The organism is Psychrobacter sp. TWR1-1-1 (assembly GCF_049895865.1).
GTDB classification, from domain to species: domain Bacteria; phylum Pseudomonadota; class Gammaproteobacteria; order Pseudomonadales; family Moraxellaceae; genus Psychrobacter; species Psychrobacter immobilis_A.
In genome coordinates this window covers 1-2,562 of record NZ_JAFCTE010000045.1, presented here as the reverse complement: position 1 = coordinate 2,562, position 2,562 = coordinate 1, and the positions used below count along the sequence as shown (strand labels likewise).

The 2,562-nt window shown below is 42.9% G+C and carries 2 protein-coding genes; both read left to right on the top strand.

What is annotated here, in order from left to right; all coding sequences use genetic code 11:
* Positions 1–64 precede the first annotated feature (64 nt).
* On the top strand, positions 65–1,276 hold the full coding sequence (locus ACP69U_RS13760) for a hypothetical protein (RefSeq protein ID WP_426138835.1): 1,212 nt from the start codon (positions 65–67) through the stop codon (positions 1,274–1,276).
* A complete protein-coding gene (locus ACP69U_RS13755; protein WP_426138834.1) occupies positions 1,257–2,474 on the top strand; it encodes a YjiH family protein in 1,218 nt (405 codons plus the stop codon). Before ACP69U_RS13760 ends, ACP69U_RS13755 begins: the two co-directional genes overlap by 20 nt.
* Positions 2,475–2,562 lie beyond the last annotated feature (88 nt).

Sequence of the window (2,562 nt, the reverse complement as noted above, 5' to 3'; positions counted from 1 at the left end):
GTTTGAAGCCTGCGTTATTTTGTTCGAGTAGCTTATCTATGTTTGGCATGGTTCTTAGCTAGTTGTGAATGTATTAGTTATTGTAAAACCCTCTGCTACTTTTGCAAGAGGTCTATTTAATAAAAATCCAAATAGTATCAGCAGTAAATCCTGTACAAACCACCATTATCAACATAAAGTTCGCGATTGCGAAGCAGACACGCCTGCCAGATTCAATAATGATCCTAACGGATTATATGAAGCTTCGGGTTCAGCAGGCAAAGTCATCGTCTTTGCGGTTCGAGTCGCGACATTTGCCAAACCGACTCAAGAGCAAACATTCTATATCTCGACTAATGACGCCAATACTTTGACCACACTCAGGCAACAGTGGCTAAAAAGCGAGCTAAACCTGCCTATTTTGGCAGAATATATGCATCAAGATTACAACGATATTACCATGCGCTATGGCCGCGATACTTGCTTAAGTATGCGAAAACTGCCAGCCAGTAAGATAGGAGCATTGTATCGGTTACAAGCCAAGATTGGCTATTATTTGGATAAATGGCGACTGCCTCAGACTTTACCAGATCGGCTGCTACAAATGACTGGTGTTTTTATGCCGCCGTCATTACCCAATTCTTTGGCTGAGCAGGCGTGCTCCTATCGTTATCATTTAATCATTAAAGTCGCGGATGGCAATAATACGGACGATGATAATAGCAATGATAACGGCAGTCATGGTCATATTGCCGCCGCTCAAGTATTTCTAAAGTCCCATATGCAGCAGCATCAAGGCGTCGTACATCTTTGTACAGCAGCAGAATCCCAAGCATTATTGGTGTTTCGTAGTGCGGCAACTGCTGCCATGTTTCGTTATCACAATCTTAACCACACAAGGTTTGGCGAGCTATTATCTACCGACATTGCCTTACCAAGAAATGCCGTAGATTGGGATGAAGTGCTACCTATTAACTTACAAAAGCAGGTCAGTAAAACCTTTTATTTAGGGCACTTTTTTTGCCATGTCATGCACCAAGATTATCTGTTATACCCTGAAGTGGATGCAAAAAAATTTAAGGATGAGCTATTGGCGTTTTATGATCGACGTCGTATAGAGTACCCTGCTGAACATAATGTGGGTCATGTCTATACCGCAAAACCTGCACTACATACTTTTTATAAAAAACTAGATCCAACCAATTCGCTAAATCCAGGCATTGGTCAGACAGCAAAATGGAAAAATTGGCGATCGTCGCCCATCAAGGAGGAATTAAATGACGAATTATCTCGATAAGTCGCAGCAACCGATATTAGGAAATGATGTTGTCGATTCAGAAACACCGCAAGGAGAGCAGTGGCGTGCGTCAATGTGGAAGTTTTTATTGTTTTCAGCATTGGGCATTGCACTATTTATTATTCCGTTTCAATGGGACGGAAAGGTTACGATTTTATTGGGTGTGTTAACGGACGCTTTGCAAGCTTTGCTGGGCGGTTCTGTCGTTTATGTGGCAATGGCAATCGTGACGACTTCCTTTCTTGGGGCGTTGGCTGTGAAGGTGTTAAAGCCCAACCTGCATGAAGACTCTATGGTCAAAAAACTCTTCGATGTTGATTGGTTTTGGCTCACTGCCCGATTGTTAGGGATGGTGTTTGTCTGGATGATTTATCTGCAAGTCGGCCCTGAATTTATTATTAACCGTAATACCGGCGGCGTTATTTTTGAAGATTTGATTCCGATTTTGATTCCTTTGTTTTTCTTCGCCATTTTATCGTTGCCGTTTTTGACAGATTTTGGTTTGATGGAGTTTTTGGGCACACTGGCGAGCAAAATATTTGTCAAACTGTTTAAGTTGCCAGGACGCTCAGCGGTAGATGCGATGTCCTCTTGGTTTGGCGCGGCTTCTATCGGTCTACTGGTGACCATGCAGGAGTATGATAAAAGCTACTATAGCCAGCGTGAAGCGGCGATTATCGCGACGACTTTTTCGGTGACTTCTATCGCTTTTACTTACGTCGTCGCCAAAACCATCGGCGTGGATGATAACTTTGTTTATTTTTATCTGACCATTGCTTTAACAGGCTTTATCGCCGCGATTATTATGCCACGTATACCGCCACTTTCCTTAAAGCCTGACACCTATCATTCTGGAAAAAGCATGCTCGATGAAGGGATTCCTGCTCAGTACACGACCTACCAATGGGCGGTCAATCGTGCTGTGACGCGCGCGCACTCAATGCCAAGTCTGGGTCAAGTGTTCAAACGTAGTGTAAAGAATTTATTCGATATCTATTTTGGGCTAATCCCCGTGATTTTCGCAATTGGTACGATTGGTCTGGGCTTAGCCGAATATACGCCTGTGTTTAAATGGTTGTCTACACCGTTAGTGCCATTGCTGGATTTGTTACAGATCCCAGAGGCAGCAGAGGCGGCTCCAGCGATGATTATGGGCTTTGCGGATATGGTAATCCCCCCAATAAATAAGAACACTTAGAAATAGAGATTAACTGCTAAAATATACCAGCAGGAGAATCCTATGAAAAAGACACGCTTTACTGATAATCAAATCGTTAATATCCTTA

Excerpts from the sequence above, each read along its gene's own strand:
- ACP69U_RS13755 (WP_426138834.1), top strand. The coding sequence starts at position 1,257 with ATGACGAATTATCTCGATAAGTCGCAGCAACCGATATTAGGAAATGAT.